Origin of the sequence: Rapidithrix thailandica (assembly GCF_039710355.1) — a bacterium.
Classification (GTDB): Bacteria; Bacteroidota; Bacteroidia; order Cytophagales; family Flammeovirgaceae; genus Rapidithrix; species Rapidithrix thailandica.
This window is the reverse complement of the sequence record NZ_JBDKWZ010000001.1, coordinates 47,497-72,578: the sequence shown is the minus strand read 5'-3', so window position 1 is coordinate 72,578 and position 25,082 is coordinate 47,497. Positions and strand designations below refer to the sequence as shown.

Annotated in this window: 15 protein-coding genes; 3 read left to right on the top strand and 12 right to left on the bottom strand. The window is 44.0% G+C overall.

Going from position 1 to position 25,082, the window contains the following annotated elements; all coding sequences use genetic code 11:
• Positions 1–8: 8 nt before the first annotated feature.
• The 7 genes from iolE to AAG747_RS00200 form a co-directional block, all read right to left on the bottom strand.
• Entirely contained in the window at positions 9–905 is an 897-nt protein-coding gene (gene iolE, locus AAG747_RS00230; RefSeq protein WP_346819098.1) for a myo-inosose-2 dehydratase, read from the bottom strand.
• A gap of 18 nt (positions 906–923) precedes the next feature.
• Positions 924–2,579 (bottom strand): pyranose oxidase, encoded by a 1,656-nt coding sequence (locus tag AAG747_RS00225; protein WP_346819097.1) that lies wholly within the window; start codon positions 2,577–2,579, stop codon positions 924–926.
• A gap of 424 nt (positions 2,580–3,003) precedes the next feature.
• Complete coding sequence (locus tag AAG747_RS00220; RefSeq protein WP_346819096.1) at positions 3,004–3,795, bottom strand: glycerophosphodiester phosphodiesterase; 792 nt, start codon at positions 3,793–3,795, stop codon at positions 3,004–3,006.
• Between the two features lie 341 nt (positions 3,796–4,136).
• A complete protein-coding gene (locus AAG747_RS00215; protein ID WP_346819095.1) occupies positions 4,137–5,717 on the bottom strand; it encodes a RagB/SusD family nutrient uptake outer membrane protein in 1,581 nt (526 codons plus the stop codon).
• A 12-nt stretch (positions 5,718–5,729) separates the two neighbouring features.
• Complete coding sequence (locus tag AAG747_RS00210) at positions 5,730–8,822, bottom strand: SusC/RagA family TonB-linked outer membrane protein (RefSeq protein WP_346819094.1); 3,093 nt, start codon at positions 8,820–8,822, stop codon at positions 5,730–5,732.
• Between the two features lie 46 nt (positions 8,823–8,868).
• Positions 8,869–10,512, bottom strand: coding sequence for an alkaline phosphatase PafA (pafA, locus tag AAG747_RS00205; RefSeq protein WP_346819093.1), 1,644 nt, complete (start codon positions 10,510–10,512; stop codon positions 8,869–8,871).
• Between the two features lie 457 nt (positions 10,513–10,969).
• A complete protein-coding gene (locus tag AAG747_RS00200; RefSeq protein WP_346819092.1) occupies positions 10,970–11,734 on the bottom strand; it encodes a DeoR/GlpR family DNA-binding transcription regulator in 765 nt (254 codons plus the stop codon).
• A 578-nt stretch (positions 11,735–12,312) separates the two neighbouring features.
• Between AAG747_RS00200 and AAG747_RS00195 the strand changes: the two genes are divergently transcribed.
• From AAG747_RS00195 to AAG747_RS00185, 3 genes are all read left to right on the top strand, one after another.
• Positions 12,313–13,932, top strand: a complete 1,620-nt coding sequence (locus AAG747_RS00195) for a glycerol-3-phosphate dehydrogenase/oxidase (protein ID WP_346819091.1) — start codon at positions 12,313–12,315, stop codon at positions 13,930–13,932.
• A gap of 112 nt (positions 13,933–14,044) precedes the next feature.
• Complete coding sequence (gene glpK / locus AAG747_RS00190) at positions 14,045–15,538, top strand: glycerol kinase GlpK (RefSeq protein ID WP_346819090.1); 1,494 nt, start codon at positions 14,045–14,047, stop codon at positions 15,536–15,538.
• 78 nt (positions 15,539–15,616) lie between these two features.
• On the top strand, positions 15,617–16,348 hold the full coding sequence (locus AAG747_RS00185) for an MIP/aquaporin family protein (RefSeq protein WP_346819089.1): 732 nt from the start codon (positions 15,617–15,619) through the stop codon (positions 16,346–16,348).
• Between the two features lie 467 nt (positions 16,349–16,815).
• Here the strand turns inward: AAG747_RS00185 and AAG747_RS00180 are convergent, their stop codons facing one another.
• The 5 genes from AAG747_RS00180 to AAG747_RS00160 form a co-directional block, all read right to left on the bottom strand.
• Positions 16,816–18,339: a RagB/SusD family nutrient uptake outer membrane protein gene (locus AAG747_RS00180; RefSeq protein ID WP_346819088.1), complete on the bottom strand. Its 1,524-nt coding sequence runs from the start codon at positions 18,337–18,339 to the stop codon at positions 16,816–16,818.
• A gap of 20 nt (positions 18,340–18,359) precedes the next feature.
• Entirely contained in the window at positions 18,360–21,785 is a 3,426-nt protein-coding gene (locus AAG747_RS00175) for a TonB-dependent receptor (protein WP_346819087.1), read from the bottom strand.
• A gap of 128 nt (positions 21,786–21,913) precedes the next feature.
• Positions 21,914–22,975, bottom strand: coding sequence for a FecR family protein (locus tag AAG747_RS00170; protein ID WP_346819086.1), 1,062 nt, complete (start codon positions 22,973–22,975; stop codon positions 21,914–21,916).
• Between the two features lie 241 nt (positions 22,976–23,216).
• The gene (locus AAG747_RS00165) at positions 23,217–23,819 is read right to left on the bottom strand and encodes an RNA polymerase sigma factor (RefSeq protein WP_346819085.1); all 603 of its coding nucleotides are present in this window, start codon (positions 23,817–23,819) and stop codon (positions 23,217–23,219) included.
• Between the two features lie 241 nt (positions 23,820–24,060).
• Positions 24,061–24,981, bottom strand: coding sequence for an EamA family transporter (locus AAG747_RS00160; protein WP_346819084.1), 921 nt, complete (start codon positions 24,979–24,981; stop codon positions 24,061–24,063).
• Positions 24,982–25,082: the final 101 nt, after the last annotated feature.

The window sequence follows — 25,082 nt, the reverse complement described above, 5'->3', positions numbered from 1 at the left end:
TGGCTTGGTTAAATACCTGTTACTTCTTTTAAGTACGTTCTGGCCATTTGCGCGTATAACAAGGGAGTTGCTTTCTCCGGATCCTGTTCGGCTTCCACCACCAACCATCCTTCATACCCATGATCCGAAAGCACTTGAAAGATCGGCTGAAAATCAATCACACCATCCCCCGGTACCGTAAAGACACCTTCTTCCACTGATTGCAAGAAACTCAAGCCCCTTTGGATAGAAGAATCCAATACCTCTTGCCGGATATCTTTCAGATGACAATGTTTAATCCGGTCGGCATACAACTCGGTAATTTCCAAGGGATTTTCTCCGGCATAGTACAAATGCCCGGTATCCAGGAGCAAATGCACCAGGTTCGGATCTACGCTTTCCATCAAGCGATCTATTTCCGGTTTCCGTTCAACACCGGTTCCCACATGAGGGTGATAGCACACCTTCATATTTTGATTATAGGCAATTTCCCCGATCTCATTCAAACCCGTAATCAAACTTTGCCATTGGTCCTCCGTAAAAGTGGGAGAATTAGGCAATACTGCCACAGACTGTTGGTGTACCGCATGTCCTAGTTCCGCTACGACCAGATCGGTACCTCCCATAGTCTTGATAAAATCCAATTGCCGATTAAAGTACGTAATGGTTTGATCGTACATTTCATTCATGGTGAAGAACAAGCTGGCCCAAGGCTCGGAAACTCTCAGGCCTCTCAAATTCAGAGCAGATTGTAATTCCTGAATATCCGTAGGATATTTATGACCCACACTACATCCCACAAAACCCGCCAGGGCCATTTCGCTCACACATTGCTCAAAAGAGATATCCGCTCCAATCAGAGGGTTGTCATCGTTCGTCCACCCGGTAGGCGTAATGCCAAAAAATACTTTTGATTCGTCAAACATGATCTGAGAGATTTCCGGTTATAAAATACTGTCGATATATCCTGCTGCCTTCAAGGCAAAGGCCACACTGGTTAAGGTAGGGTTACTGGCCGTTCCTCTGGGAATCAAGCCGTTTCCTCCCAAAAAGAGGTTATCCATCCCCCAAACCTGTGAATTGGTATCTACCACACTGTCATTAGGGTTATCTCCCATCCGGGCTGTCCCGTGGATATGCAAAGTGAGGCCAGGAGACATAAACTGCGGTTCGGAACCAGGCAAGAAACCACCCAGACAGTGGGCTGCTCTCAACATATCTTCCATCATATCATGCTGGCGGTTGCGGTCTTCATGGATCATATCAAACTCAAAGGTAGGCTGTGGCATACCAAAGGTATCTTTGAATTTATGACTGAACGTCACTTTACTGTCGCGCTGTTGGCTCACAATACCGAACCAACGCAAATCCACAATCACGCGGCTGTCCACATTGGGTCGTAAGTCACCATAGGCAAATGCATCCCGGTGAATTTGACAATGCCAAGGCCGGTTTTCAGAAACAGGAATCCAAGCTTGAGGCTCCGGGTCGTGTGTAGGTATCGGAATCGGATCGTGTGGATTTTCTTGTTGGTGTTGCTGGACGCGGTCAGCAAACCTGGGATCTTGACGGATTTTGTCCAGGATATCGTTCAACATGACCACTTGGCAGAAAGCCATGGGCTGTTCGCTCAAGTACAATCCGGAATTCGGGGCATCTATTTCCGAATTGAACAGAATTTGGTTGATCAAAACAGTACCGGCGGCAATGATATACACTTTGGCTTTCACATGTACTTCTTTCCACTCCAACAGGTTTTGGACAACAGCATAATCAATCGAGGTGGCCGAACCGTTTTTAATCACCTTTTTCAGTTGGTGTTGTTCTACAATTTCCAAAACTCCACCCGACTTATCCTGATAATAATTCGGGTTATTGGCCAACTCACCCAATACGGTGTCCGCTCCACTCCATGTTACAAATTCCGAATTGTCTGTTCTTCGCTGTACCGCTAGCGGAAGACTTTGTGGGCGGTACGGGTCCTTAATTTCTGTAAATTCTTCCTGTAACGCCTCTTTGACTACCGTATGCCGGATAGAGTTGTCAAACTGATCGTTATGAACGTTTAGAAGCGCTTCGGCCTGAGGGTACAAAGTATTCCACTCCGCATCGGAAAGTAAGCTGGTTCGTTCAATGGTAGGGTGATGCCTGGGGCAAGCACAGGTCCAATGAGTGGCCATCCCTCCTACTGCATAAGTAGCGGCTGAACCTGACAGGTTATGATACGGTACCTGATCCGGGTTCTGTCCGTTCATCACAAAACCTTTGTAATCGGGATTGGCTAAATCTACGGAAAAGGCGGCCGGGTCCAACGTTAATACAGGTTGGTCACTGGTAGGAATAGACAAGGTTTGCAGATGCCCCCGGATCACCGAAGCAAAAGAATCCACATTCCTTTGGTAAATAAACGCATTCTTTAAGTGTTCCCCTGGTTTAGGCGACAACTTTGCCCCAGTATCCACCATCAGCACATTATGCCCCAATTCAGCCAGCTTTCTGGCAAAAGCACAACCAATAGGGCCCGCCCCGGCTATAAACACATCACATTCCCTGGTTTCAATATCATAAGGCGAAGATGAAGTTTTTTTGTTTCCAAACATTTTTTGCAGAAGTTTAAAGTGAATATTTTTTTGGAAGGTATTTTATGGGCACAGTAAGACTCCCCTCATTTCGCATAAAAAATGAGCCCTCTAAAAAGTAATTAAGGTGATGATTTTAAGGAGTGTATCGGATTATTTCCGGGAAATTCAAAGACAGGTAATTCGTAAAAATAGCGCTATTTAAAAGTTGAAAAAATAATTCTTATTACCGCTAATAATATACCTTAATGTACGCAATATAAATTTCAGTTACAAAGTAAACCTCAAAAAAAAAATTGAAGCTCAGGGGAAGGCTCCAATTTGTAAAAAACCCGATGCTCACTTAGCAAAAGATCAACAATCAGGTTGTATACAACAAACAGCAGGGTTATCTCTAACAGAATTATTTTGTTGAACCTGTTTTCATTTGTCGTAAATCTGTTACTCAGAGCTTTAGCTTTTTCCGCAACCATCCGGGCCGGTCGGTGGTAATCCCCTGTACTCCATTGTCAACCAACTGTTGGGCCAGCTCCGGATCATTGACAGTATACACAAAAACGGCAATCTTTTCTTGCTTCATTCGCTCTGCAAAAGCAGGAGTAACCAACTTATAACTTACATCCAAGCCATCCAGATTATGCTCTTTTACGATTTGAATAATCTCCTCAAGCGAATGCGCTTTATAATTTCCCCGCAGCCAATACACCGGCACTTCGGGCAGGACAGCCTTGGCTTGCGTCACTACTTTTTTACTAAAACTAATGATGACCATTTGCCCTTGTTTTCCACTCTGAGCAATATTCTCTTTTAACGTTTCCAATACTTCAGGTCCGCATTTCACTTCTATAAATAATTTACCGTCCTCCGGAACGGTAGCCATCACTTCTTCCAAAAATGGAATTTGCTCACCTTTGTATTTTTTATGTTTAAAACTGCCTACATCCAATTTACGCAAGTCATTCGAAAGAGCCTCTTTGATAAGCAGTTTCTTTTCTCCGGTACGCTGGGTGTTTTTGTCATGATTCACCATGATTTTACCGTCTTTAGAAAGGTGTACATCAATTTCCACGGCTTTGGCCCCCAGCTTCCAGGCCAACTCTACCGAAGCCAACGTATTTTCAGGAGCCCGGAAGGAAGCCCCGCGATGGGCAACCAACAAAGCCTGTGCATTTGCCTGAACCCGGTTCAATACAAGTACGGAAAATAGTAATAGTGTTAATTTCAAATATTTGTTCATAAGTACAGCAGATTTTTATGATTTGGATTTAGATGGAATCACATAACTGACCAAGCCCCGGCTATCCGATGGCTCGGTCAGGCATTCATCCTCTCACTCATTTGTCGATTAATTCAAGTAGTTGCATGGGAAGCATTTGGTGAATGAATGAGTGAAAACAAAGGTAAAGCAACCAAAAATGACCGGTGTCCATCAGTGGTTCGCCTTTTCTCCGAAAAATATTGAGTATCCCAATCACTATTTCACTCATTCACTATTTCACTCAATCACTCATTCACTATTTCACTCATTCACCCAATAGAAACCTCATGTGGCTGATGAGAGCACGCAATTTGAGCTAATCAATACCCGGTATTTTGTTCCATATCGGTCAGATCGAGTTCCGCTTGAGGAACCGGCCACCAGTAGTCCCGGTTTTTATCGAACTTCCGTATTTCCAATTGTTTTTTGTCCCATGTATAAATAGGGCCGTCCAAAACCTGCTCCGCAATCATCCACCTTCTAATATCATTGTAATACAATCCCTCACCGGCAAATTCTATTCTACGCTCATGACGGATGACTTCTCTCATTTCCTGTTGGCTATGTCCCGAGTTCAAAACCGGCATACCTACCCGTGTTCTCAAAGCATTCAGTGCCGCATACACTTCCGCATCCGGACCTGAAAATTCGTTTTTCGCTTCGGCATACATCATCAAAATATCCGCATAGCGCAATACGATATAATTGGTTTCAGACTGTTTGCTCTTCAAATCAGCCTTGTCTGCCGGGGCTGCTTCTTCATCGTAAATACTGTATTTTTTCTGTCCGAAACCTGTGATGGCAAAACGGGTTTCACTGACCTCTTCCCCCATAAAAGTATCTCCCGGAAAAACTACGGTTGCGTAAAAGCGTGGGTCGCGATTCTCGTAGGGATTCGCAGCATCAAATAAGGGAGACAAGTCAGAAGGCAAACCGTCTTCCATCAAATATGCATTGGCCAAATCGAGCAATGGTGCATTGGTATTATACTGCCGGCAAATTAAGTCAAAAGAGTTTCCTCCGTCCGGATAGATAAACTGCACATCAAAGATAACTTCTTCGTTATGTTCGTTTTCCGGTAAAAACAGTGCCCGGTAATCAGGATACAAGTCATATCCGGCTTCATCGGCCACATCCATCACCGCTTTGGCCGCCTCCATGGCTGTTTTCCAGCGATTCATGTCATTTTGCGGATTAAACAAAGGGCTGGCTTCGTAAAACAATACCCTGGCTTTGAGTGCCATAGCGGCCCCTTTGGTAACTCTACCCAAATCACTGCTTCCATAGCTCCATGGCAGTACGTCCGATGCCGTTTCCAAGTCTGTCAATACTTGTTGTATTACTTCGGAAGCAGGGGTTCTTGGCAAATCAGAATGTTCCCGCACAGGCGGATCCAACACCAAAGGTGCATCCCCATAATACGTGCGTAATATAAAATAGTACAAAGCTCTTAAGAAGTGAGCTTCTCCCTTCATACGGACTTTTTCTTCTTCATCCATTTCCACTTCGTCTATTCTGGCCAGTAAAGTATTACACCGTCCGATTCCTGAATAACAGTGATTCCAACGACTGGAAATCACCCCTCCGGTAGAGGCGGAATGTTGTCCACTGGCCAAAGCATTAAAACTCATGGAATTGGTTTCGTTGTAACTATTAGGCGTGGCTGTTTCTTCCCATAAAGGAGTGGCATCGCCTCCGTACACGCCCGAATAACCCAATGGCGCATAGCAAGCGGTCAAAGCTGCATAAGCCGCTTCTTTCGACTTCCAAAAATTACTTTCCACATATTTGTTTTCCGGCTGGGTATCTAACAAATCCGGATCACAGCTTGTCAACAAAATGCATAGCGAAGCCATACCTGCCAACCATAGGTTTTTGAATGTATATTTTATAACCAACATAGTTTTCAATGATTAAAGAGTGATGTTTGCCCCGGTACTGAAAGTTTTCAGCATAGGGTAGTGATACAATGTGCTGGCATTTAACACTGATTCGGGATCAAAATCTTTGTATTTCGTGAAGGTCAACCAGTTTTGAGCATTGACAAAGACGCTCATCCGTTGGATCTTCAATTTGGCTAGCCAAGCACTTGGCAGGTTATAGCTCAACTGGATATTTTTTAGTCGCAAGTACGAACCGTCTCTCAACCAAAAATCCGAATTCTGGAAATTGTCTCTTTTACCGGTACTTTCGGTGACAATGGGCAGACTGGCATTTGGTCTGTCCGGCGTCCAGGAATCATGCACCCAGTCCCAAGTGGCGTTGGCCCCGTTATTGAAAGGGAAAGCCAGGTTGGCCGTAGGGTATATTTTCACCCCTCCTACTCCCTGAAAATCCGCACTCAAACTCACCCCTTTGTATTCCAGATTTACACCAAATCCGTAGGTGTACTTGGGCATGACGGAAGAGCTGTTTACAAGCACCCGGTCATCGCCATTGATGATGCCGTCTTCGTTCACATCTCTGTATTTAATATAACCGGCCCGGGTATTTTTACTTTGATACGCATGATTGGCCACCTCATCGTCCGATTGGAAGATACCGATGGCATCCAATACAAAGTACGAGTTCATCGGATAACCTTCCTGGGTAATCGTTGGCAAGTTGGTGCCGTCACTGTATAGGATTTGCCCATCCAGATCCACCACTTCATTTTCATTATAAGCCATATTTCCGCGTAGGGTATACTGCAGAGGCCCCAGTTGGTTGCGGTATTGCGCGGTCAATTCATACCCTGAATTGTCCACAACCCCTACGTTTTGCTTGGGTCCGGATAAATTCCCTACTTGTGCCGGCAAGTTTACCGTACGTAAGATACCCTCCGTGCGCTTTTTATAATAATCTGCAGTAATGCTCAATTTACTTTCCCAAAGGTCCAGGTCTACCCCGATGTTATAGGTAGTAGTAGTTTCCCATGAAATGCTTGGGTCAGCGTAAGCCGTAGCCGCTGCTCCCGAAGCCAATTGCCCTCCGAAACTGTAGTTATGCCCCAAAGTGATGGAGTTTTCATAACTATATAAAGGCACTGCCTGATTACCCAATATCCCAACAGAAGCTCTTAATTTCAACAAGTCGATTACAGATACTCCTTCTAAGAAAGCTTCCTTATCCAATCGCCACCCGGCAGATAAGGAAGGGAAAAAGCCCCAACGATTTCCGGGAGCAAAGCGGGAAGAACCATCGTAACGGAAAGCGGCTTCTAACAGGTACTTTTCATCAAACATATAATTCAAGCGACCGAAATAGGACATCAATACGTCCTTGGTGGAATTGCCAAAAATATCCAGGCGCTCGGTACCGGCATCCAGTGCCGTGAGAGAGGCATCCAGGTAACCGGTCATTTGCGCTCCGAAACTGGAGTTTCCGAACTTGTCATAACTAGCCCCTAGCATTAAAGAGAGGTCGTGCTTTTCCGCAATCACCTTTTGCCATTGCAAGGTATTGTAAAAGTGTATGTTCAGGTCGTTGTAATCATTGTTGTATACCCGGGGAGCCGTTGCCGGGTTGTTCCAATTATAGAGTTGTCCGGTTTTCGACTGCTTTTTCACCATTTGGGGAATGAAGCGCTTTAAATAACCATCGTATTTGTCGATTCCGAATTTAACATGGTAATTGATATCCAATGGCAATTTATAATTGGCATATACAGTCGAGAGAAAACGCTGTACATCTTTTTTATAAGAACCCTCTTTGGCTATCATGGTAGGATGTTCCCAATTATTCCGGCCGGAGGTTCTCAACCAGGTATACCCATAGCTACCGTCTTCTAACCTATCCGGCATAATGGGCAAGGTACGCATCAAATACTTCCAAAAACTTCCGTTGGTATAAGAGGGTTGGGTATAGTAGCGGTAATAACCGTTCAAGGTCAATCCTACTTCCAGTTTTTTATTCACTTTTGCCGAAGTGTTCAACCCTATGGAATACTTCTTTTCATGATTGTTAGGTCCGATAATAACCCCTTCCCGGTCTAAATATCCCAAAGCCAAACGGTACTTGAATTTGTCCGACCCTCCCGATACACTAAGGTTATGCTTTTGTACATACCCGTTTTCCAGAGCAATGTCAAACCAGTTGCTGGCCGGATATAAGTAGGGGTCAGAACTCATTCCCTCTTCATACTCCTGAATCTGTGCATCGGAATATTGAGGTTTGGTTTTTCCACTGTTCAGTGCCGCCTCATTTTTTAATTTCATATAGGCGATAGGGTCCCATATGGCATCGGGAAGCGTGGTGGGCTTTTGCACGCCAAAGTAATAATTGTAGTTCACCTGTGACCTGTCGTTTCCCTTCTTGGTAGTCACCAAAATAACACCATTGGCTGCCCGTGAGCCATAGATTGCCGCCGAAGCATCTTTTAATACGGAGATACTCGCGATGTCATCAGGATTCAATTCATCCATCGGATACTCAATACCGTCTACCAACACCAAGGGATCGCTATTGTTCAAGGTTCCTACTCCTCTGATCCGAATCCTGGCCCGGTCTACCCCCGGCATACTGTTCGATAAGTTGACGTGCAAGCCGGGCATGCCTTGCAAAGCATTACTGATATTGGTGATGGGCTGGTTTTCTTTGGTCGTCAATTCCATCGTGGCAATCGATCCGGTAAGGCTTTCTTTCTTTTGTGTACCATAACCCACTACCACCACAGAATTCAACACTTGTACATCTGCTTCCAAAGCAACTTTCAAAAAGCTTTGATCCCTTACTTCTATTTCCTGATTGAGATATCCGATATAACTAAAGACTAAAATTGCCCCTTGGGGTACATTTAATTTGAAAGAACCGTCCATATCCGTCACTGATCCGTTGGCTGTTCCTTTCACTCTAATGGAAGCCCCTAATAGGGGTTGAGAATCATCGGCTGACACCACCTGTCCGCTAATTTGCACCTCTTGTGCCCAGGCACTGGTCACCAGGCAACAGAGTAAACAAGACAATAACATCCTTTGCACCCAATGGATATACCACCGGTGAAATTGGTAGAGATTTTTCATTCTCATAATTTACTTTATTTATAAAAAACTGATTAGTTCACAGGTAGTGAGGCTAGTGATCCAATACCTCCCGGATCACCTTTCCGGTAGTTCCATTCGGCATTTGAATATGTAATAGAGCCGCTAAAGTAGGGGCGATATCCGTCATATGTACTCGCTGATGGCTTTCGCCATGGGGGATCCCCCAGCCCATAAACAGAAGGGGAATATGGGTATCGTAAGGATTCCATGTACCATGTGTCGTCCCTCTGGTAAACCCCTGAAACCAGCCCGGTTCGGGAATCATCATAATAGAGCCGGTTCGTTTTGGAAAATTGCCATTGACAATCATTTCCCGAACCGGCTGTGGTACGGGTGCCGACCCTACCGCTTGAATATCCAAAGCAAACTGTACTCCCGCTTGTTTTTGTAAATAGGCAATGGCTTGCTCCTTGATCGCTGTAAAATCCAATTGGTGGGCAGCGATTTTGTCATGGTCAAAATGAAGCTGGTAATTGACTCCTGAACGCACCAATTTTTCTACGTCAAATTCTTTTAGAAACCGCTCATTCAACTCTTTGATAAAGGTTTTGGTCTGAAAAAAGCCGGCCGGTAGCCGGTGTTCTTTCATAAAATTCACGGAGTGTGCCGCCCCATGGTCAGCCGTCAAAAACAAGAGGTAATTGCCTTTTCCGATTTGTTTGTCTAAAAAGCTAAGAAAACCGGCCAACTCCTGATCCAGTCGCAAATAGGTATCTTCCACTTCTATGGAATTAGGGCCGAATTTGTGCCCTACGTAATCGGTAGAAGCACAGTTGATGGCTAAAAAATCGGTTACCTCTGACTGTCCCAAAGCATACCCTTCCACTGCTGCTTTCGCAAAATCCAATGTCAGACTGTTTCCAAAAGGCGTATAACGGATCACTCCCGGATCTTTTTTGTAAATCTGTGCTATGTTATGAGGAAACACAGGCGCATCTTCCCCTTTAAAGGTCCCTTCCCATTTCACATCATCTGCCGAGCTCTGTACATAGGACCGGAGAGGGTATAAAGTATTCCAGCCTTTTGCCACCAATTGCTCCGGCACTTTCTTTTCATTGTAGTGTTTCACCCATTCGGGAAGCTCCTTCATATAATAGGTACTGCTTACAAAGCATCCGCTTTCATCATCCAGCCAATAGGCCCCGTTGGCAGTGTGCCCGGCCGGTAATATTGCCGCCCGGTCTTTCAGGGAAACGCCTACCACTTTAGAGCGAAAGTTTGTCGCCAGTCTTAATTCGTCTCCCAGTGTGGAAGTCCGCAAATGCCGGGGAGACATTTTTCCCGCATCACTTTGGCTCCCTATCGTCTGTACATTTTCATCCTCCGTACAGTACCATTTTTTTCCTGTGATTTGATCCATCCATTCGTTTCCTACAATGCCATGTACAGCCGGTACCGCCCCGGTATAAATGGTAGAATGCCCCACTGCGGTAAACGAAGGCAAGTGACTGATAAAGGTTTGCGCACATGAATACCCTTGTTTCAGCAAGCGATTGAAACCGTTCTCACCATAACGGTCTTGGTATCGATAGAGATAGTCCCAACGCATTTGGTCTACCACAATTCCTACTACAAGTTTAGGCCGTTTGGGAGTTGAAGAAGTTTTTCTTGGTTGCGCATAGAGGGTACTTTGTAGTAGCGCACATACCGTAAGGATAATCAGGAATGCTTTCATAGGATTGATAGTGTTTGTCTTTACAAAAACTCCACACAGCTTTTGTAAAATTATGATCATTCAGTAAAGTATGTATCCAAGTCTACACACTCGGTTTTCATTTTCACACTCTCCCGGTCCGGATGCAGGATACACAAATTCGCTTTCTTATCAATATCTTTATTTAGTTTCGAATATAGGTAATTAAATTAATTATAAAAACAAAACGAAACAAAAAGAAAACAAATATTCTTTCTCATGAAAACACAAAATAAAGAAATCAAACACAATAACTTGACTATCAGAGGTATAATAAAAGATAAGGATGTATATTTCGTACCTGTGTTTTAAAATACCTTGTTTCCAAAAACTCATATAAAAACACACAGCACTATAAAAGCATAACAAAGACAAACAAAAGAAAACCCCAACTGTTGGCACAGAGGGGTATTTTATCTTAACTGGTAAAGCCAGCTACTCAGACAATGGTCACCTTCACGCCCATACCATCCAAAACCTGAACAATATGCTCGGAGATGCCTTCATCCGTAATAATTTCATCCACGTCTTCCAGTCCGCAGATTTTCCCGAATCCCCTTTTTCCAAACTTGGTAGAATCCGCCAACACAATGGTTTTCTGAGACTTATTAATCATCTGACGGTTCAAATGTGCTTCCATCGAATTGGTGGTAGTCAAGCCAAAATCCAAATCAATACCGTCCACTCCTAAAAAAAACTTGCTACAAAAGAAATCCTCCAAGATTTGAATCGCATAGGGCCCTACCACTGAAGAAGAGCTTTTCCGCAAGATGCCTCCCAGTTGCAGCACTTCTACATCGCGATGCTGCATCAGTTCCAAAGCGACATTTAAAGCAGAAGTCACTACCGTTAAGCTCTCCTGAGGTTGGATATGCTTAGCCATGGTCAACACAGTCGTTCCCGAAGCAATAATGATGGAATCATTGGCTTCCACCATTTGAGCGGCCGTTTTCCCAATCTTATCTTTTTCACCGGCCTGCAATTTTTCTTTTTCGTTTACCGGCCGGTCTATCATATACGGATTATGTGAGGTCGCCCCGCCATGGGTACGAAACAAAATCCCTTTGTCCTCTAAGAGCTTTAGGTCCTTTCGAATCGTTACGGAAGAAACCTCCAATTCATTGCAAAGATCCACCACATTGACATGTCCTTGCTGCTTCACCTTATTAATAATGTATTGATGCCTTTCTGCAATGTTATTCATTTCTATGTTAGTTTATTTTTTACCAAAATTGTTTAGGAGCATTTCAACGTTTGTCCTTTGGGTAAAATACAGACCCTTCCCAACCCTTCAGGAGGCAAAGAAGAAAAAACATTTGAATATTATTCACTTGAAATTGGTATTTTCTATTTATCATACAATTTCTCTTATCAAAAGCCAATTCCCCCACAGGCAAAAGGTCATACGCTTTCGAACCATCAAAAAAAGCATAATAATAAGAAACTATTTCTAAAAAAGAGAAACCTCGCCTTTTCCCGTAAGCAATTTAAAGATTTAGTAACACAAGAACTCCCCGATGCATTTTTTCAAGCCCTCCATTTCCTCCTTTATGGATACATATATTTCTTTCTCTTTTCTTACTTATAATTTAATATAAGCACAATCAACGACTACACCTCAAGGGAATTACGCAGATTCAAATCCGCAAAATCACAAGAAACAAACTTCAAAAAAACTTAACTTTAATTTCATAATGTTATTTTTTATTTCAATTTACTTTCATTATACTTGTTTTAAAGTTTCAATTTATTTCACAAAGCAAAGCATATCGCTTTTAGTAAATGAAAGCAAAAGAGAATAAACAATCCTTAGACCGGAGGGCAAGTCTTCAAAGTATCGAACAACAAACCGAATGGGACATGGTCATCATTGGAGGGGGCGCCACGGGCCTGGGAACAGCCCTTGACGCGGCTCACCGGGGCTATTCCACTTTGCTGTTGGAGCAAGCCGATTTTGCCAAAGGCACTTCCAGCCGGAGCACCAAACTGGTGCATGGGGGAGTCCGGTATTTGGCACAAGGTCAGATTAAACTGGTCTACGAAGCCTTGCACGAGCGAGGAGTTCTCTTACAAAATGCCCCTCACCTAATCCAGCGGCAAGCCTTTGTCATTCCCTGTTACCAATGGTGGGCGAAATGGAAGTACCTCATCGGACTTAAACTATACGACTGGCTATCAGGACGATTCAGCTTTGGAAAGTCCAAACACTTATCGCCTAAAAAAGTACAGGAAGCCCTGCCTGGCATCAACCTCCAATCCTTACAAGGAGGAGTGGAGTACTTTGACGGACAATTTGACGATGCCCGGCTGGCCATTAACCTGGCACAAACAAGTGCGGAACAAGGAGGCAAATTAATCAACTATATGAAAGTAGTGGGATTATTAAAAAATAACCAAGGCAAAATAGCAGGAGTAAAAGCGCTCGACCTGGAAAGCGGAACCGTACATCAGATCAAAGCCAAAGTAGTGATCAATGCTACGGGGGTGTTTGTCGATGATATTTTGCAAATGAACCACCCTTCTCAAAAGCCTACCGTACGACCCAGCCAAGGAGTGCATCTGGTACTGGACAGTTCGTTTATGCCAAAATCCAAAGCCATGATGATTCCCGAAACCTCCGATGGGCGGGTGCTCTTTGCCGTTCCCTGGCACAAACATATATTACTGGGAACAACCGATACTCCTTTGGACAAGCACAGCCTTGAACCAAAAGCCTTGGATCAAGAAATCGAATTCATTCTCCACACCGCAGGACAGTACCTGGCAAAAAAGCCTTCCCGCAAGGATATTCTCAGCATTTTTGCGGGACTTCGCCCCTTGGCTGCTCCAGACAAAAACACGCAAAATACCAAAGAAATCTCCCGGGGGCACAAACTGATGATCAGCGACACACAATTAATTACCATTACCGGAGGGAAATGGACTACTTACCGGAAGATGGCGGAAGATACCGTCAACAAAGCCATTGAAGTGGGAAAACTACAGCCCAAAGAGTGCAATACGACTCAAGTTAAAATTCACGGATATACCCATCAGCCAATCGAAGACAACCCTTTGAAACTGTATGGAAGCGATATTCCTGCGATCCGGGATTTAGTCCGGCAAGCACCGGAGCTGGGAGAGCGCTTGCATCCACAGTTTGCCTATATCAAAGCACAAGTTGTATGGGCAGTTCAATTCGAAATGGCCCGGACCGTAGAAGATGTATTGTCACGCAGATTACGCATCTTGTTTCTTGATGCCCAGGCAGCAATAGAAATGGCTCCGGTAGTAGCCAAACTCATGGCAATATCTTTACAACAGGACAAACACTGGGTACAAAAACAAATTGAAGAGTTTGAAACCATTGCCAACCCTTACTTGCCGGAACAACCGGAATATACGCAAAGCAAGGCAGTATAGTAGGCTGACGCATAATTTTTTCTGACAAAATAGTATATTGGCAATATGGACCCTTGCAAATAGTAACTACTGAAAATACGCACTTTATCGCACTAACCTATACATAGTAAATATGGAAAAGTATATCTTATCCTTCGATCAGGGAACTACCAGTTCCCGGGCAATCCTTTTTAACCAACAAGGCAACCCGGTATCGATTGCTCAAAAGGAATTCACGCAGCTCTTTCCGCAACCCGGGTGGGTAGAACACGATGCCATGGAAATCTGGTCTTCGCAAATTACCGTGGCGGCAGAGGCCATTGTCAAGGCAGGGCTTGGAGGCAAAGAGATTGCTGCCATTGGAATCACCAACCAACGGGAAACTACGATAGTATGGGATAAAACCACCGGAGAACCTGTATACAACGCCATTGTATGGCAAGACAGACGGACTACCGGGTACTGTGACCAGTTAAAAGCGGAAGGGTTGGATACACTCATCCAGGAAAAAACAGGCTTGATCATAGATGCTTATTTTTCGGCCACGAAAATCAAATGGATTTTGGATAATGTACCCGGGGCCAGAGAAAAGGCTTTGGCAGGACAGCTGGCTTTTGGTACGGTAGACTCTTGGCTGATATGGAAACTGACCGGAGGTCAATCGCATCTTACCGATGTGACCAATGCTTCCCGCACGATGTTGTACAATATTCATCAACTTACTTGGGACAAGCAATTACTGGAAATATTTGACATCCCTGAAAATATGTTGCCGGAAGTAAAAGCTTCCAGTGAAATCATGGCCAAAACAACGGGCCAATTCTTAAATGCAAAAATTCCTATAGCCGGAATAGCCGGGGATCAACAAGCGGCCTTGTTTGGTCAGATGTGTACCAAAGTGGGCATGGTCAAAAACACCTATGGAACGGGCTGTTTTATGTTGATGAACATTGGGGACCAACCGATAGTATCTAAAAACAACCTGGTGACCACCATCGCCTGGAAAATCAATGACCAGGTACACTATGCTTTGGAAGGAAGTATCTTTATCGGGGGAGCGGTAGTTCAATGGTTAAGAGATGGCTTAGGGCTTATCAAAGATTCTTCTGAAATCGAATCGCTGGCTGAAAAGGTAAGTGATAATGGTGGCGTGTATATGGTCCCCGCTTTTGCAGGGCTTGGCGCTCCCCATTGGAATCAGCATGCACGGGGTACCGTAGTTGGCCTTACCCGGGGAACTACCGATGCACATCTTGCCAGAGCGGCCTTGGAAAGTATTGCCTACCAAACCTGGGACATTCTGAAAGCGATGGAGGCCGATTCGGGTGTAGAAATCAAAGAGCTAAGAGTTGACGGTGGTGCCACTGCCAACGATTTGTTGATGCAGTTTCAAGCCGATATTCTCCAATGCAAAGTTGTCCGGCCGGAACTCACCGAACTCACCGCCATCGGAGCCGCTTACTTGGCCGGATTGGCCGTAGGCTTCTGGAACAGCGTGGATGAAATCCAGGAATACTGGAAAGTAAACCGCTACTTCAATCCTGAAAACCAAAATACCGGTGAGCTGATAAAGAACTGGCACAGAGCCGTTAAATCGGCCATCGCTTGGGCGGATGACGGGATTTAAGGATTAAGGGATTGAAGAGTTGAAGGATTGAGGGAAGGAATCCGGAATTTATGAAAATAGAAAAAAATTAAACTTACTATGACAGAATTTTCAGCGGAAGTAATTGGCACCATGCTATTGATTTTATTGGGAAATGGTGTGGTGGCCAATGTGGTACTTCCCAACACAAAAGGCAACAACGGCGGATGGATTGTGATTACCACAGCCTGGGCCTTGGCCGTCTTTATCGGAGTGGTGGTAGCAGGGCCTTATAGTGGCGCTCATCTAAACCCGGCCGTTACCATCGGCTTGGCCATTGCCGGTAAATTTGACTGGGTAAAGGTGCCTGTATTTGTGGCCGCTCAATTCGCAGGGGCCATGATAGGTGCCTTTCTGGTCTGGTTGATCTACAAAGATCATTTCAAAGCCACCGATGACTCAGGGTTGAAACTCGCTCCCTTCAGCACCGATCCTGCCATCAAAAACCCCGTATCCAACCTTATCAGCGAAGTGGTGGGTACATTCGTATTGGTATTCGTAATCTTTTACTTTACCAATGCCGAAATCAGTTCTAACGGCACGCCCATCGGCTTGGGTTCGGTCGGGGCTATTCCCGTAGCTTTTTTGGTCTGGGTGATTGGCTTGTCTTTAGGAGGCACTACCGGTTATGCCATCAATCCGGCACGGGATTTAGGCCCGAGAATTATGCACGCCCTCTTACCGATTCCTCAAAAAGGCAACAGTAACTGGGGCTATTCCTGGGTACCGGTATTCGGTCCGTTGTTAGGGGCCGGTATTGCGGCAGTATTGCATCTATGGTTACAAGGATAAATTCACCATCCGGATGAATACTAATTCAAGTTATGGAGTATTAATGAAAAGGCTAAAGCTTATGGGGCGTCAACTCACCCTATCACTCATTCACCTAACAGCCGTTTTTGCATAAATGATAACCCACAACTTGTGTTAAAAATATAATACCCGGGAAATATTCCCGGGCATTAACCCCAATAGAACTAAACTACTTGTGTATTACAAGAAGCTGTCTGAATCGAATGCTTCACACATCTCTAAGACCTTTCTGAACTTCTGGCAAATTCAAACAGTTTCCATAGTTTATTAGTAGATATTAAGGCAGTGAACTTATATTTCATGATTCTGTTTCAATACGCCTGTACTTTGCTCCGGAAGGGGCAAATCCCTCCCAAGAGCAGCAATCAATACACAGATTCATTTTCGCAGTAAACCAATGAACCACCTTTTCCTTTTTCAGAATCTTAATTTTCTTAACCAACCGTTTAATAACCTGCATTTTGACTCAGTCCGGCTACATTGACCTCATCTGCCGGAATGGGTAACAACTCATGCTTGCCAGCTACAAACCCTAAACTTCCCAACTCTTGGACCGCTCTGCCCCAACGCACCAAATCGAGAAACCGCACTCCTTCGAAAGCTAGCTCCAACTGCCGTTCCGTAACGATGGCTTCAAACAAATCATTGCCGGAGGCCATCACATCCGGAAGTCCTGTTCCGGGCCGGCTTCTCACTTGGTTCAGATAACCCTGTGCAATGCCCTCATTTCCGGCTTCATAATTGGCTTCGGCTGCCATCAACAAGACATCTGCATAGCGAAGGATACGAAAGTTGGTTCCATAGTTCAATTCTGTTACCGGGTCACCGGAAAGTCCTGCAAAAGTGCCGTATTTTCTTTGAAAGAAGCCTTCGTAATCGTGCGCCTCGGTATTGGTCCAGTTACCTCCGGCATCCTTGAGTTCCGTTTCGGACATAACAATGGATTTCCTCCGGCTCTCGTCTCCAGCCGCCACATAGGCATTGTACAAAGACTCCTTAGGTGTGATAAATCCCCATCCTCCAATGAGTGAATCGGCAGGTGCTTTCACATAAAAATCACTTCTCGGACCAATAAGTTGTATATGGATATTACTTTCAGGCTTGGTATCCCAAGGGAAATTCCCCCAATCATAGGCTTCCGCACTGGTAAATGAGAGTTCAAACAGCGATTCCGCACCAAATTCACCGGCTTTGGAAAACACCTCGGCCACAGAAGATTCCAAACTATATTCACCCGAATTAATGACTTCCTCAAATTGCTCTGCGGCATTCGCCCACTTTTCTTGGTACAAATACACCTTGCCCAACAGAGCTTGTGCCGTTCCTTTAGCCACCCGGAATTTTTCATCCTCTCCATAAGCACTCTTCAAGGGTAAGTCTGAGATGGCCTCCTGTAAATCTTTTTCGATCAAGGCATAACTATCAGCTTTGGGAGCACGAGTAGTCTTAGTATAATCCGCGGGATCTACTTCTTGCGTGATCAAAGGCACCTCCCCCCAAAAAACTACCAAATCGAAATAGTTAAACGCCCGTAAAACTTTTGCTTCCGCAATCAAACGTTTGCGAAGAGCGGTTTCCCCTTGTACGTTGTTCACCACTTTATTCGCATCATAAATCGCTTCGTAGCATTGCTTCCAGGCAGCCCGCACTTTGTCGTTGGCCGCATCAGTGTTGAAATCGTCCAATGCTTGGTAGCCCGGCTGATCCCCAAAACCACTCCCCCCGGCATTACAATTATCCGAAAGCAACATTTTCACGATGACCATGCTGTTCCAATCTTTATAATACTGAGCGGACATCAAATCATAAATGTTCGTCACGGCTAACAAGACATCTTCGTCTGTTTTGTAAAAATCTTCTTCAGGATATTTGCCGGGAATGGGTTGTTCCAAAAACGAATCTCCACACCCCGTCACTAACAACAATGCTATCAATAGCCCGACAATACTTTTTATATATCTATTTTTCATTTTCAATGCATTTTATCAGTTTAGAATGTTACCGAGATACCCCCCAAAATCGTCCTTGGCACAGGATACACCCCTCTGTCAATTCCCAAACTATTATTGTCCCCACTTCCTGATTCAGGATCCAGACCCGGATAGTCTGTAAAAGTGAAATAGTTGTCTAATGTGACATACACCCGGGCATTTTTCAGTTTCAAACGCTCGGTAAACTCACTTGGAAGTGTATACCCTAATTGCAACTGACGAACCCTCGCATAAGAACCCTTAAATACCATCAAATCACTATTATAGATATAGGGATTCTCTCCATCCGGAGCAAACCAACTGTTGGTAGAACCTTCACCGGTCCAGCGGTCTTCGTAGAAAAACAAAGGCTTATTTGCCGTTGGGCGGTCAGTGCGGTTAAAACCCATCAAGATATCGTTGCCAATCTGACCTTGCAGGAATACCAAAAAGTCAAAGCCTTTAAAATTCACATTGGCCCGGATACCGTAATAGGAATCAGGATGCGGACTACCGATATAGGTTTGATCGGCAATGGAAATTTGCTGGTCCTTGTTCACATCCACTACAACAGGATCGCCGGGACTTGGACTATACCCTGTAATCCCCGTAGACGTAAGATAAGCGTCTATTTCCTCCTGATTCTGAAAAATCCCGTCCGTTTTGTAGCCGCTGAAATACCAGATCGGATAGCCTTCTTCAAACATCGTAGCCGTCCAGCCTGTCCCCACTCCCGAGCCGGTGATCCGGTTTACATTAGGGTCCAGGTATGTCACTTCGTTTTTGATGGCGGTGTAGTTTGCCGCTATTTCATAGGAAAAACTTTTAGTCGCTGAATTTCTGTAGGAAACTTCAAATTCCCAGCCCTTATTTTGTACATCACCACCATTGATAAAAGGCAATTCTTTACCGGCAAACAGAGGAGCCGTTCCCGTTGTGATCAAGTCCTTGGTGGTTTTCTCAAAATAGTCTACCACTACATTCAATTGATCATTAAAAAAGCCTAACTCTACGCCCACATCAATTTGCTCGCTGGTTTCCCATCTCAAATCAGGGTTGCTAAGACTGGTCAGACTGGCCCCTACCAGATAGTTTCCGGCTGAGTTTGGATAACGGATCCCTTCGGTAGAAATCCCCGCCAGCCATTGACCAATGGAAAGGTTGGCCAGGTTACCATTTTGCCCCCAACTGGCACGCAATTTTACATGGCTCATGACATTGCTTACCGAAACCGGGTAAAAGCTTTCGTTGGACAGTACCCAACCGGCCGATACGGATGGAAAAGTACCCCATTGGTTGCCGGGAGATAACAACGAAGAGCCGTCTCTTCTGACCGTGGCATTAAACAAGTACTTACCTTTGTAATCGTAAGAAACCCGCCCGAAATAAGAACTGAGTGTTTTGGTGTCCGAATAGCTACCGATCCGGTCTTGGTCGTCCGGCACATAATTTCCATACGAGAATTTTTCATCCTCCTTGAACAAACCCGAATAACTTCCATTGATGTCGTTGTACAGCCACTTTACTGCCGACATCCCCGCCAAGAATGTAAAACTGTGATCTTGAAAGCTTTTCTGATAGGTGACAAAATTTTCCCATTGCCAACTAAAAGCATTTTCCTGTTTGTCCGAACCGTTCGCAACGGTATTCAAGCGTTCCGAGGAAAACCAATAGGTAGGAGTCCAGTCATGCTCTCTTAAAAAAGAAGCGTCTATACCAAACCGTGAGGTTACTTTCAGGCCTTTCACAGGTTCTAATTCCGCATAAAAATTACCGACAATCTTATTTTGTACCGTATTTCCTTTTTCCAAATCCAAGCGTGCCAAAGGGTTGCCGTATTCTCCTGTCAGATATTTGGAGATCCCATAATAATATCCGGCCGAGTTTTTCACCAAAGGATGCCCGGCAGCCAATGCGGCTTCCACATGTGCAGGCAACCCATCGGTATACGCTACCGGGGTGACCGGGTCAAACGCTAAGGTATTGTTGATCACCGAGCCAAATTCATCGTCTTCGGCAATGCCACTGCGATCGAAATGCGAATAGGAAAAGCGTTCTCCGATTTTCAACCAGGGTTTGATTTTATGATCGGAATTCACCCGTACGGTAAAACGCTCAAATTTTGACTTGTCGCCTCCCGCAATACCTTCTTGGGCAAAATAGCTACCACTGACCAGATATGTAGAATTATCATTTCCGCCACTAAAGGTCAAAGAATGCCTTTGTTGGGGAGCATTTTCAAATACTTCATCAAACCAATTCGTTCCGCTGATGCCTTGTACATCGTCAATTGTCGGACGGATGGGAACATTTGCTTCTTCCAGGTATTGCTGGTATTGTTGGGCATTCATCATTTCAATATTATCTCCTATCGATTGCTGCCCATACTGAAAAGAATAGTTGATTTTAGGATCATTTGCCTTTCCGGTTTTGGTAGTGATGATTACTACTCCATTGGCCCCTTCGGCACCGTAAATCGCTGCGGAGGCCGCATCTTTTAGCACTTCAATGGACTCAATTTCCGTAGGGCTCAGGTATTCCATACTCCCTGCACGCACCCCGTCAATGATGTATAAAGGGTCGGAACCCTGGTTGGAACCCGTACCCCGGATACGTACTTTCATACCGCTACCGGGCGAACCGGAATTGGGCAATACGGATACCCCGGCAGTTCTACCTTGCAGCGCTTGTTCTACCCGGGTATTGGATACAGAGGATAATTCGGAAGCTTTGATAGAGGAAATGGCTCCGGTCACCAGGCTTTTCTTTTGCTCTCCATACCCCACTACTACTATTTCTTCCAATTGTTCAAAGTCTGTTTCCAAGGTGATATTGATCACTGTCTGGTCAGCCACAGTCACTTCCTGGTCTTGAAAACCTACATAGCTAAACTTCAACACATCTCCTTCCTCTACTGTTAGCATATATTTTCCATTGACATCGGTAATGGTACCCAACGACGTTCCTTTCACTATAATACTGACCCCCGGCAAGGGTACTTGATCTTCTGCGGAAGTTACGATTCCGCTAACCGTAACCTTCTCTTGCCCTGCCCATTCATCGTCCACAGAAGGTTCTTTTTGATCCAAACGATCGACAAAAATATTGTCATTGACCCTTTTAAACCCAAAGCCTGTCTGTAGGGAGATTTGTTCCAGCACTTCTCTCAGGCTCAAGTTATTGGCCGAAAAGGTAACTCGTTGGCTTTTGTTCGTAATGGTTCCGAAGTAGGAAAATTCAAATGGAGTTTTCCTCTCAATCTTAGTCAACACCTGCGTTATTTTCTCATTTTTCGCATCGATGCTAAGGTAAATATCATCTATGCTCAATTTCTGGCCGTTACTCGCTTTGGCAACTAACAAACCTGCTAATATCATGTGCAAGACCAGACCGTAAAATGCTGTTTTGGACATAAACACGGCTTGCTTAAGTATTTTTCTTTTCATATTTTTAAGAAGTTAAGATGAACGAATAGTTTATCTACCGGCAAGCATTGAAATCGGCCAAAATTTCTTTCCTGCTTGCCGGTATTTTTTTGAAAAGCACTTAGCTAGTATCCATATGCTGCAAAATATTATTTTGAATAAATCTCTACTTTCTTATTAATGATTTTGTATTGAAACCTCCCTGCATAACTTAACCCTTCCAACACGCCTTTCAGCGATTGGTTTTCAAAGCGCCCGTTATACCAGTTTCTGGAAATTTGAAAGCCAGGATGAATTACAAACTCCACTCCGTACCAGTTTGAGAGCTGTTCAATTACTTCTTCAAAAGAGTTATTATTAAATTTTAATATCCCGTCTTTCCAGCCAAACACATCTTCTCCATTAGCGAAAGAAACCACACAGGTAGCTTGCTTTTCTTCGTCATATACTGCCATTCTACCCGGTTCCAACATGACAGTGTCCTGACTGACTTCCACCGCTACTTTGCCTGTAGCGACCGCAACCTGCACCTTGTTATGCCCTTCAATATCATTGACATTAAAACTCGTTCCCAACACCTTGACGACTGCCCTGCGGGTTTTTACCAAGAAGGGTTTTCCATTTTTGACCACCTCAAAAAACGCCTCCCCTTCTAAAAACACTTCGCGTTCCCGGGCCCGCAAAAAGTCCTCGGAAAACGAAACTTTGGACCGGGCATTCAACTTCACTACCGATCCGTCCGGAAGTTTGAGTGTCTTTTTTTCTCCGGAAAGTGTTTGACTACTGTACAAGGCCTCTTCTATAGTTAACTGAGACTCTCCGGACTTCTCTTGAGGCAAGTAAGCCAAACGGTAAACGGTAATACTCAATAGTATAGGAATCAATATCGCAGCTATTCCTGCCCACTTATACCAATTGCCCCGCTCACCACCTCTGTGAATTTGAATGGAGGAGTTTTGAGTACTTTTGGGCTTCATAGGTAACTGTTGAGCAATTCGCCCCCAAATTTCCCCTTTGACAATGTTCTCATTTTCGGTTGCTGTATAGTCTGTGTTGGTTTCCTGAAAGTCTTCTTCCATCATAGCCTTCACCTTTCCTTCATTCGCAGGGTCAGCCATCCATTCTTGCACTTTCTCCAGTTCTTGGAGCGTGCATTCTCCCTTCCGGAATTTGTTTAACAATTGCTCTATTGTTGTTTTTTTGGGTTCCATCTAATGGAAGTTTAGATTCAAATTTCGCTTACGCTTCCTTATGAAAAGTAAGTTTTTTTCTCCATCAAAGAGGCTTCAAAATCCTCCCATCATCCTCTTTCGGCCTCTCTATAAAGGAAGTACACAGGAAAGCGGGCAAAGTACCTATCGAGGTATCAAAAAAAATTCACTTTTTTCCCCAAAGAAATAAAAAAGCCCTTCATACGAACTATAAAGGGCTTTTTTGACAAAAAAAATCTTTTCAAGAATCCAATATTTTTTGCACAATATGGTAAAACCATACCATACCAATAAGCATTATCGACAAATGTGCATGGCGGTACTCCTTGAGTTTTTTCCGGAGGTAACTCAAGGTAAAAAACATCTGATTTTCCACTGTCTTTTTGGAGATATTCAGCTTCTTGGCAATTTCCTCATAACTTAAGCCCTTCTTCCGGCTCAAGCAAAATATTTTATATCTACGGGGGGATAATTGTGAAAGAAGTTCTTCCGAAATATTTTCCAGCTCGTTGGCCAACACTTCATGCTCTGTGGTACAAGCCTGGTAAGAAAGTACAGTATCACCGGTCAACGGAACCATGGACAGTTTTTTCTTTCGTAAGGTATTGAGCAATGTATTTTGTGCAATTTTTAACAAGTACCCATCCAGTTCTTTATCTTCCCGGATGTTCTCTCTATACTTCCATAATTTTAACATTACATCCTGCACGGCTTCTTCGGCATCCTCCTGGTTGGAAAGATATTTCATAGAGAGCCTGTACAACCTGTACCAATACTTGTTGTACACTTCTTTTAATGCATCGCAGTTCCCTTTTTTGAGTTCCGAAGCTAGTTGGTTTTTCATATTTACCTCATAGGTTCCATCCAAAAATTCAGAAAAGACCCTTAATTTTTTTCATTCATAGTCATAAGACCGGTTGTTAAATATACTATAATTTCTAAATTATTTCCAAAAGCCTTACTATTAATCTGTTAACGGTACAAGGAAGTACAAGCTTTGTAAAGAGATATAAGCTTATAAAAAAGGCCTTGGAAGTATGTATCCCCTACTTCCAAGGCCTTTACTTTGATTTTCTAAAAACGTATTAATGACTAGTGGTTCTTTTTACTCCTACCCACTTCCCCTGAAGTTTGCGAATATTTTGATAATTGAATAAAAACAAGCCTATAAAAATAATCACATAGCCCAGTAACTGCGTCAGATCTACTTGCTCGTCAAAAAGAGTGAATGCCAATACAAAGTTCAGCATGGGATTGATGTACATGAGAATTCCAATGGTGGCAGAGTTCACCTGTTGCAAGGCAAATAAATTGAGAAAAAGAGGAATGATGGTAAAGCCTATGGCAATTAAAATAATGATTTCGTAAAACAAACCCGAAGCAGGCACATGCCCCACCAAATGATTAATTCCAAAACTTAATACCAATAAGGCAAATAACATCTGAACCCCCAAAACAAATAAGCGGTCAAACTCTTGATTCTTTCTTTGTGAGATTAAGTACAAGGCAAAACTCAATGCTGTCACAACACTATAGCCCAACTCTTGAAACGAACTCATGCCGATCAATGCACAACTGAGGGCACACAATCCTACGGCAATCCATTGGAGCGGTTCCAACTTTTCTTTAATAATTACATACCCTAAAGCGGCCGTCATTACCGGACAAATCAGGTAAGAGAATGAAGCCGTCTTGACATTGACATAATTAACTGTGTAAATAAACACCAGCCAATTGATTGTCAGTAACAAACCGCCGGCTAGGGTCAGGCCCAAGACTTTCCACTTCTTCGAGCCGGACATACTACGAAAATAAGCCCAGTCTTTTTTGAGTGAAGCTTTTCTAAAGCTAAATAAGATAATTGACAGGAAGAGCACGGAAAATAAAATCCGGAAATACAGGATTTCTCCGGCAGAGAAAGCCTTAAGTGCCCGCAAGGGAACAGAAAAAAATCCCCATATCACAAATGCCCCCACTCCTGCTAAATAGTGTTTTGGGTTTTCCATGGTTAAACTGGTTAAAAAAGTGAGAACAAAGGTAAGATTTTCTCAGGAATTCAAGTGCAAACAAAAAAGCCTTTCTCCGGTGTTTTCGAAGAAAGACTTCA

Bases quoted from the DNA above. Each gene is read 5' to 3' on its own strand.
- glpK (WP_346819090.1), top strand. From the start codon at position 14,045: ATGGAAAAGTATATCTTATCCTTCGATCAGGGAACTACCAGTTCCCGG.
- pafA (WP_346819093.1), bottom strand. From the start codon at position 10,512: ATGAAAGCATTCCTGATTATCCTTACGGTATGTGCGCTACTACAAAGT.
- AAG747_RS00180 (WP_346819088.1), bottom strand. From the start codon at position 18,339: ATGAAAAATAGATATATAAAAAGTATTGTCGGGCTATTGATAGCATTG.
- AAG747_RS00215 (WP_346819095.1), bottom strand. From the start codon at position 5,717: ATGTTGGTTATAAAATATACATTCAAAAACCTATGGTTGGCAGGTATG.
- AAG747_RS00170 (WP_346819086.1), bottom strand. From the start codon at position 22,975: ATGGAACCCAAAAAAACAACAATAGAGCAATTGTTAAACAAATTCCGG.
- AAG747_RS00175 (WP_346819087.1), bottom strand. From the start codon at position 21,785: ATGAAAAGAAAAATACTTAAGCAAGCCGTGTTTATGTCCAAAACAGCA.
- AAG747_RS00160 (WP_346819084.1), bottom strand. From the start codon at position 24,981: ATGGAAAACCCAAAACACTATTTAGCAGGAGTGGGGGCATTTGTGATA.
- iolE (WP_346819098.1), bottom strand. From the start codon at position 905: ATGTTTGACGAATCAAAAGTATTTTTTGGCATTACGCCTACCGGGTGG.
- AAG747_RS00225 (WP_346819097.1), bottom strand. From the start codon at position 2,579: ATGTTTGGAAACAAAAAAACTTCATCTTCGCCTTATGATATTGAAACC.
- AAG747_RS00210 (WP_346819094.1), bottom strand. From the start codon at position 8,822: ATGAGAATGAAAAATCTCTACCAATTTCACCGGTGGTATATCCATTGG.
- AAG747_RS00200 (WP_346819092.1), bottom strand. From the start codon at position 11,734: ATGAATAACATTGCAGAAAGGCATCAATACATTATTAATAAGGTGAAG.
- AAG747_RS00165 (WP_346819085.1), bottom strand. From the start codon at position 23,819: ATGAAAAACCAACTAGCTTCGGAACTCAAAAAAGGGAACTGCGATGCA.
- AAG747_RS00185 (WP_346819089.1), top strand. From the start codon at position 15,617: ATGACAGAATTTTCAGCGGAAGTAATTGGCACCATGCTATTGATTTTA.
- AAG747_RS00220 (WP_346819096.1), bottom strand. From the start codon at position 3,795: ATGAACAAATATTTGAAATTAACACTATTACTATTTTCCGTACTTGTA.
- AAG747_RS00195 (WP_346819091.1), top strand. From the start codon at position 12,313: ATGAAAGCAAAAGAGAATAAACAATCCTTAGACCGGAGGGCAAGTCTT.